General features: G+C 47.6%; 11 protein-coding genes. 1 reads left to right on the top strand and 10 read right to left on the bottom strand.

Features of this window, described 5'->3' with window-relative positions; genetic code table 11:
* From VIM87_RS28680 to VIM87_RS28670, 3 genes are all read right to left on the bottom strand, one after another.
* The coding region (locus VIM87_RS28680; RefSeq protein WP_332000303.1) for an MBL fold metallo-hydrolase at positions 1–410 on the bottom strand (410 nt) is incomplete at its 3' end.
* Positions 411–449: 39 nt separating this feature from the next.
* Complete coding sequence (locus VIM87_RS28675; protein WP_332000302.1) at positions 450–1,247, bottom strand: sulfite exporter TauE/SafE family protein; 798 nt, start codon at positions 1,245–1,247, stop codon at positions 450–452.
* 81 nt (positions 1,248–1,328) lie between these two features.
* Positions 1,329–2,198 (bottom strand): restriction endonuclease, encoded by an 870-nt coding sequence (locus VIM87_RS28670; RefSeq protein WP_332000301.1) that lies wholly within the window; start codon positions 2,196–2,198, stop codon positions 1,329–1,331.
* A gap of 175 nt (positions 2,199–2,373) precedes the next feature.
* On the opposite strand from VIM87_RS28670, the gene VIM87_RS28665 reads away from it, so the two are divergent.
* A complete protein-coding gene (locus VIM87_RS28665; protein ID WP_332000300.1) occupies positions 2,374–2,904 on the top strand; it encodes a hypothetical protein in 531 nt (176 codons plus the stop codon).
* 13 nt (positions 2,905–2,917) lie between these two features.
* Here the strand turns inward: VIM87_RS28665 and VIM87_RS28660 are convergent, their stop codons facing one another.
* The 7 genes from VIM87_RS28660 to VIM87_RS28630 form a co-directional block, all read right to left on the bottom strand.
* On the bottom strand, positions 2,918–3,184 hold the full coding sequence (locus VIM87_RS28660; RefSeq protein ID WP_332000299.1) for a zinc ribbon domain-containing protein: 267 nt from the start codon (positions 3,182–3,184) through the stop codon (positions 2,918–2,920).
* 88 nt (positions 3,185–3,272) lie between these two features.
* Positions 3,273–3,461 carry a hypothetical protein gene (locus tag VIM87_RS28655; protein ID WP_332000298.1) on the bottom strand — a complete coding sequence of 63 codons (189 nt, stop codon included), beginning with the start codon at positions 3,459–3,461 and terminating at the stop codon, positions 3,273–3,275.
* A 6-nt stretch (positions 3,462–3,467) separates the two neighbouring features.
* On the bottom strand, positions 3,468–4,280 hold the full coding sequence (locus tag VIM87_RS28650) for a universal stress protein (RefSeq protein ID WP_332000297.1): 813 nt from the start codon (positions 4,278–4,280) through the stop codon (positions 3,468–3,470).
* A 90-nt stretch (positions 4,281–4,370) separates the two neighbouring features.
* Positions 4,371–5,417, bottom strand: a complete 1,047-nt coding sequence (locus tag VIM87_RS28645; protein ID WP_332000296.1) for an AI-2E family transporter — start codon at positions 5,415–5,417, stop codon at positions 4,371–4,373.
* A 71-nt stretch (positions 5,418–5,488) separates the two neighbouring features.
* Positions 5,489–5,614, bottom strand: coding sequence for an SDR family oxidoreductase (locus VIM87_RS28640; RefSeq protein WP_332000304.1), 126 nt, complete (start codon positions 5,612–5,614; stop codon positions 5,489–5,491).
* A 156-nt stretch (positions 5,615–5,770) separates the two neighbouring features.
* Entirely contained in the window at positions 5,771–6,415 is a 645-nt protein-coding gene (locus VIM87_RS28635; protein ID WP_332000295.1) for a DUF998 domain-containing protein, read from the bottom strand.
* Between the two features lie 192 nt (positions 6,416–6,607).
* Positions 6,608–6,794 (bottom strand): hypothetical protein (locus VIM87_RS28630; RefSeq protein ID WP_332000294.1); only part of this gene is annotated, 187 nt, incomplete at its 5' end.

Below are 6,794 nucleotides of genomic sequence, written 5' to 3'. Positions count from 1 at the left end.
ATGAACAGGGTATCGCCGGTAAACAGGCCGGTGGCTTTGCCCTGCTCATCCTTCAGCAGGTAACAGCTGCTTTCCATGGTATGGCCCGGTGTATGCAGTACAGTAAAGGTAATGTTGCCTACCTGCAGCACCTCATTATCTGCTGCCACATGGGCGGTAAAATCCGGTTTGGCTGTTGGCCCGTAAACAATGGCAGCGCCGGTTTTATGGGCCAGGTCCAGGTGGCCGCTTACAAAATCTGCATGGAAGTGTGTTTCAAAAATGTACTTTATACGCGCTCCGTCTTTTTCAGCCCGTTTAATATAAGGCGCTGTTTCGCGCAGCGGATCAATGATCACGGCCTCTCCGTTACTTTCAATGTAATATGCGCCCTGCGCAAGGCAGCCGGTATAAATTTGTTCAATATGCATAATGGAAGGTTTTAAATATGAAAAATGATTGTTTGCCTTTTACATGAACAGCTCCCTGGTAATAATATAAATACCCATTATCAGCACAAACCAGCCAAAGCCCTTTTTAAGCCGGCTGCCGTCAATTTTGCGTTTCAGCACATTGCCCGCAAGCACAGCCACAATAGCCAATATACTTATGCTGAGTAACAGCGGCCAGTGAATGGGGTAGTGCCCTGCATCACCCAGGAAACCGATGAGCGAGTTAATGGCGATGATAAAAAGAGAGGTGCCGATAGCCTTTTTCATGGGAAGCTTTACCAGTAATACCAGGGCAGGTATCAGCAGAAAACCGCCGCCTGCGCCCAATACGCCGGTCACCAGCCCTATGAGCAAGCCGTATATGATCAGCTGTATATGATGTTTTTTTTCGTAGTTATTGCGGGCCTGCGGTACGGCTGCTTTGTCCGGTCTTATCATGGATATGGAAGCAAACAGCATCAGTATTGCAAACAGCACCATAATGGCAAATGATTTAGTTATTGCAAAGCTGCCGGCAAAGAATAGTGTGTCAGGTATAGCTGGTATTAAGAAACGGCGTGTAATCAGCACTGTTATAACCGAGGCTGCGCCAAACCATAACGCTGTGGATATGCTTACCTGGTGCTCCTTTAAGTTGCTGTAAGCGCCCACCAGGCTGGTTAAGCCTACAATGAACAGTGAATAGGAGGTGGCCGGCAAAGGCGCTATATGGAACAGGTATACCAGCACTGGCACCGTTAATATGGAGCCGCCGCCGCCAATAAGTCCCAGTGAAAGTCCGATGAGGATGGCTGCTATGTAACCTAACAGGATCATGCTTTGTTATTTTATACAAAGTTGGTACAAGGCAGGGAGGATGATGGTAACTTTTGTCACATAACAAAGACTATATATGCTTCATACCCATTCCATTTTCACCATCTTATTGCATAAGTGCTGTGCTTCAGCTATAGCGGCGGCCTTCTTATGAGGTGATATGCCCGCGGCATCGAAGTGGGAGGGATGTTCGGCAAGCGTTTCACAAAGCACTACGCCTTTTGCCAGCAGCCGCTGCTTTTCATTGCGGTTAAGCGTTGTAAGGCAGGTAACAGGATACAGGCCGGTTTTATCGATCACATCTTTCAGGCTTTTACCATTGGGAAAGTCCCACGACATAAGGTGTAAACCGGCACACTGCCCGTATTGGAGCGCATCCTGCGTAAAACGCGTATTGGTCACCAGCCAGGCCTGGCACGCAGTGGCTTCTTTTCCGCCGGCTGCTGCCCACCCGGATTCAATGTCCTTAAAGCGGGCCTGTACATACAGCGGCGTTTTTACATCGCAATGCGTGCCGGCTAACTGGTGATATTTGCATTCTATAATATGGTAATGGGATTGTTTTACTGCAAGGATATCTATTTCGTGTTTTACACATCGCCCGTTTATTACCTGGTTGGTAACAGCTGCAAAACCTGCCTGCTGGAACAGGGCGGCAATGAACTGTTCAAACGGAAAGCCTGTTGGCCCCAGCTCAAATATGGCCTGCTTAAGATGATAGCGGCCGGCAGCCGGGCGCGAAAATTTACGGAGCAGGTTAAAGGCTATTTTGTGCACCATATGCGTAGGCATACCCGGGTACGCCCGCAGGCTCAGCTCCTGTATTACGGCATCTATGGCCTTTGGGCTGGCGCCGGCCCGTTCAAGGGATGCCCGTACTTTTTCTGACGAAAAGGGAGCTGTGTAGCCACCGGCTTTTGTTACATATGTTAAGGATGGATCGTTTATCATTACCTGGGTATATATGTATGCTAAAGGTAACTGTTGATCCAGGTGTTGCAGAATGACGGTGATCAGGCGCCAGACTGCCGTTCATCATACATCGGCATATCCGGAAATAATGGCGGAAGCATCAAACGGTAATAGAACAGTGAATGTTGTACCGCTGTTCCGAAAAACACGTTTTATGAAAAAGATAATCATATACTATTCTTTTACCGGCAACAACGAATCACTTTACCGGGAGCTTCAGCGCCGTTTAAATTGCGAGGCCTTCAGCATCCTGGAGCCTAAGCGCAGAACGTGGCTCACCATTTTACTGGATATGCTTTTTGACCGGAGGCCCAGGATTGAGCTGTTTCCCGTTGATCTGCGGAAATATGATATGGTAATACTAATGTCGCCGGTGTGGAACGCACATATTGCCAACCCTATGAAATCATTCATTGACAAAGAAAAGGATCATCTGAAAGAATATGCTTTCTTAACCGTTTGCGGCGGAAGACAGGGACAAAAGGAAAAGCTGCTGCAGGAGTTAAAGCTACTGACAGGAAAGACACCTGCAGCTGTAGCTGAATTAGAGATCGGCAAGCTGCCTGTGGAAGAGGGTAAGCAGCCAAAGAACGGATCCATGTACAGGATACAATCGCAGGATCCCGATACCTGGGCGCCTGAGATCTCCGGTTTTTTAAAAGCGCTGGAAAGTGTTGAGGTGTAATAGTATCCTGCTCTTATTGCGCTTTTTTCTGCCAGCGTTTTAAATAAGGCAGGCTATTGGAAGCCAGGGTAATGGTATCCTGGCTGATATTCCGTTTTTCCATCTCCCGTTTTACTACTGAGTACATATCATCCAGTGTCATATCAGGGTTTGTGAATGCACCGTTCTGGTAGCAGTATTTGCAATATTCCCGGCTGGGAGAGCCGTCTTTTTCCGTGCCGGCCATTGCGGGGTCGTTGATTGGCATACTGCAGCTCTGGCAAAGTTGAACGTTTTCCATAGTTGTTATTTTAGGTATGAATAATTATACTTCAGTGAAGAAGAAAAGCAGGCACTGTGATCCATATTCCAAACAGGAAAATATCCCGCTAAAAAAGATACTGATACTGGATGAACACTTCATACAGCTCTGTTAAAAGGAACATACCGGCCTGTTTTAACAGCGGGAATGCAGCGATCGTCAGCAATATAGCAGTGGCCCATTCCATGAATTGCAGGAAAGCGGCTAAAAGCCGCGGATGTAGCTGTGGTTGCGGATGATATAACGGGTATTGCATAAAATGTTATTTATGGGCAATGAATACAGGTATAAGCTGATAATCGACTACCTTTTGAGCGAAGCTCTCCCTGAAAGCCTGTGACAAGAGGGAACGGCCGAAAGAACCGCTGATCAGCAGCGGAGCCGGAAGGCCGCTAAGCCATGCCGCAAAGCCATTCCTGGAGTCAAGCTCAAGGTGACGGATGTCCAGGTTACTGAAAAGACCTGCTGCCAGCTCCTCTACATAGGGTTCGTCCGGCAGGGATCCATCTTTATCATTCGCTGGCCCCACATATACGAGCGTTGCCGGCAGCCCGCACAGTCCGGGAAACAGATAGCAGAACTGCCTGATCGCAAAAACCGATGCCTGGCTGCCATCATAGGCCAGCACAAGCTGCTCCGGCCAGCTGAACTCCTCCGGCAACACCAATACCGGGCATTCCGCGTCGTGCAGCAGATCGGTAAGATAGGCGGTATCGCCGCCAAAGAATTTCTCACTGCCCACGATCAGCAGGTTGGCAAAACGGGTTTCTTTCACCAGCTCCGGCATCGCCAGCTGATGAAAATGCTCATGGATCCTGCACTCAATATCATTGCTTTTGCATACGGCTTCAAATTGCAGCATGTTTTCCGATATCATTTCTGACACGGAAGATTCCACCGCAGGTATATGCAAAGGTCCTTCGCCGGCGTTGTAGCTCCAGGATGCAGAAAGATCTGTTTGTGGTAAAAAGGCGCCTACAAGCAGGATGGGTTCCTGCTCATTCAGCCTGCGGGCAAATTCAAACGCTCCCCCGGAAACGTTTGCCCCATCGAAAGCCAGGAGGATCTTATTCATGGCAAATGTATTTAGTAATAAAGCTACATTGCGGCATAACGGAAAAAAATGACGGCGGGCACCCACCGTGTTGATGCCTGTCATAAACCATCAAGGCCTGCGGCTGAGCAGCAGGTTCAATCCTTTTAGCTCTTCCAGGTTATCTGTTGCTATTTTTAGAATAGCTACGAACGGGATGAACAGCACCATGCCGGATACGCCCCATAGAATGCCCCCTGCAAGGATAGCCACTAAGGTGGCCCAGGTGCTCACATTTAGCTGAGCCCCTACTACTCTCGGGAAAATAACATTGGCTTCCAGGTATTGTACGAATGAAAAGATGCCTATTACTCCAAGCGGATACCAGATAGATCCCTTTGTGGTCCAGGCAACGCTGATGGGCAATAGCGCACTGACAATGATCCCGATATAAGGGATGATGGTCATAATAGCGGTAAGCATGCCGAAAAGAATGGCATGCGGGATGCCAAGCGCCAGTAAACCCGCACTGTTCAGCGTACCTACAATGATATACACGAGTATCATTCCTTTGATATAGTTAAAGTAGGTATGGATCACCTGCTGCAGAATGCCATTCAGCCTTGACCTGTAAGCAGGACCTGCAACAATATGCAGGTACCGCACAAATACACCGCGGTGATAGAGGAACAGGGCTGCAAATACCGGGATCATGAATAAGATAAAGCTTGTATTAATGGTTGTGCTAAGCGTTCCCTGTAACATGCCGCTTATAATACTTCCGGTGTTCGTCATCATATTCCGTAGCCAGCCGCTTTGCCTGTCGGGCGGAATATTCAGCTGATCTGATACCCAGATCTGCAGATCTGAAAGGACGGCCTCCAGCTTGTGTGCTATCTGTGGCCAGTCATGCAGGAATACTTTTAATTGCCATACCAGCAAGCCAAGCAGCAGAACGAACAATGATATTACGATGGCCAGCGATATGGTGGTTGAGAAAGTCCTGCTCCATCCTCTCTGCTCCAGCCATTTGCATACCGGGTACATGACCATCGCCACCAACAGCCCAAAGAATAAGGGAATGAACAGCGTTTTGCCAAAATACAGGATAACAGCCAGGAAAAAAGAAAATTGCAGGTAGGTTGTGATCGTGGCAACTGCTTTGTCAGGCGGTTTCATATCTGGAAATTTATAGTGTATGAGCGTGCTTCAGTTTTACGGCTGTATGTATATGGTATTCAGGATGCCTGCTACCCTCCATTTACTGTTAAGGCATGGCCTGTTATAAAAGAGGCTGCATTGGAGCAGAACCAGACCACTGCTTCAGCTACTTCTTCCGGTTCTCCGAAACGGCCCGTCCATATAAGCTTTTTTATCGTGTTAAGGAAGAATCTGTCCGGGCAATATCAATGATACTAAGTTATCCCGCGGGGAAATTGAGGCAAATGACTGCTATCAATTCAAAGGGTGATGAGGGTCATTTATCAGAGGTGTTACATCGCAAACCTGTCTGGAAAATATACAGCAGGTATTTAAGGCTTGGCTGAGTTGAGAATGTTGCCCGGGCGTGGGGACAATGAAGTAAACATTAACATAGACAGCTTTGCTATCCATATAAGATATACCCCGATGGTGATCCGTTCCGTCACTCCCAGCCATGGCGTTGGCTGCTGTGCTGCTATCCTGGGGCCATCCATCCCGGCTATGGCGCCAAATATCAGCAGCACCAATATTGTTAAGATGGTATATAGCTTGAAACCTTTTCTACCCGCAGCAGCGCTGAATCCCATTGCCAGCACAATAAGCAGGGTGGTGACACCGGTAAGGACAATATGCATGGTATCAGTAAAATTACTTTCTTCACCCCGTAAATGCATTGGAAAGAATAAGGTTGTTACCAGGCCAGTGATCCCGATCCCTATGATCAATCCACCGGCAAAATGCAGGCGCCTTTGTGAAGCCAGCAACAGTAAGCCGGTCCCAAATGCGGTCACCAGGATATCATAGATGACAAAAAACGGGACCGCTACAGGCCTTGACGGCGCATCTATTGCCATCACCTCACTAATGGCCTGTGATGTATAGCTATAGCCTTCCCAGGTGGCGCCGGAAATAATGTCGGCGCAGATATACAACAGGGAGGAAAATATGCCGCATAATAATAGTAGCTGCCTCATAGATTTGATATTTTAGAATATGCAAGAGAGATAGCAATATTATGCAGTATTGTACGATCAACCGATGATGATGATCAGCTGTTCTGCTAATCGTTATTCTGTTTGGGATCTTTAATAGTGGCGCTTGAAAAGGCCGTAGTTGGAGAAAGGGTAACAGGCTGTTTACCGTATGTGTTTTGTTAGAATGGTTTTTTACTCCGGTATACCTAAATGTTTTCTTAAAGTTAATTGAGGATCAATCTTGCTATAAGTGTACCAAAGCAATAGTGATAAAGAAACCATAGAATAAATGTTAAGGCTGGGCGCTCTGCGCTGCGGCGCGGCTGATAGATAATATGCCTCAGCTGGTGCAACTATTTTAGGCCGCGGGGTGTAAGTG

The sequence above is a fragment of the Chitinophaga sp. genome (genome assembly GCF_036569125.1).
In the GTDB taxonomy this organism is placed as follows: Bacteria; Bacteroidota; Bacteroidia; order Chitinophagales; family Chitinophagaceae; genus Chitinophaga.
Note: the sequence above shows the minus strand (reverse complement) of the source record. Positions and strands in the feature narration are given on the sequence as shown.

Bases quoted from the DNA above. Each gene is read 5' to 3' on its own strand.
- VIM87_RS28665 (WP_332000300.1), top strand. From the start codon at position 2,374: ATGAAAAAGATAATCATATACTATTCTTTTACCGGCAACAACGAATCA.
- VIM87_RS28675 (WP_332000302.1), bottom strand. From the start codon at position 1,247: ATGATCCTGTTAGGTTACATAGCAGCCATCCTCATCGGACTTTCACTG.
- VIM87_RS28645 (WP_332000296.1), bottom strand. From the start codon at position 5,417: ATGAAACCGCCTGACAAAGCAGTTGCCACGATCACAACCTACCTGCAA.
- VIM87_RS28655 (WP_332000298.1), bottom strand. From the start codon at position 3,461: ATGCAATACCCGTTATATCATCCGCAACCACAGCTACATCCGCGGCTT.
- VIM87_RS28670 (WP_332000301.1), bottom strand. From the start codon at position 2,198: ATGATAAACGATCCATCCTTAACATATGTAACAAAAGCCGGTGGCTAC.
- VIM87_RS28660 (WP_332000299.1), bottom strand. From the start codon at position 3,184: ATGGAAAACGTTCAACTTTGCCAGAGCTGCAGTATGCCAATCAACGAC.
- VIM87_RS28650 (WP_332000297.1), bottom strand. From the start codon at position 4,280: ATGAATAAGATCCTCCTGGCTTTCGATGGGGCAAACGTTTCCGGGGGA.
- VIM87_RS28635 (WP_332000295.1), bottom strand. From the start codon at position 6,415: ATGAGGCAGCTACTATTATTATGCGGCATATTTTCCTCCCTGTTGTAT.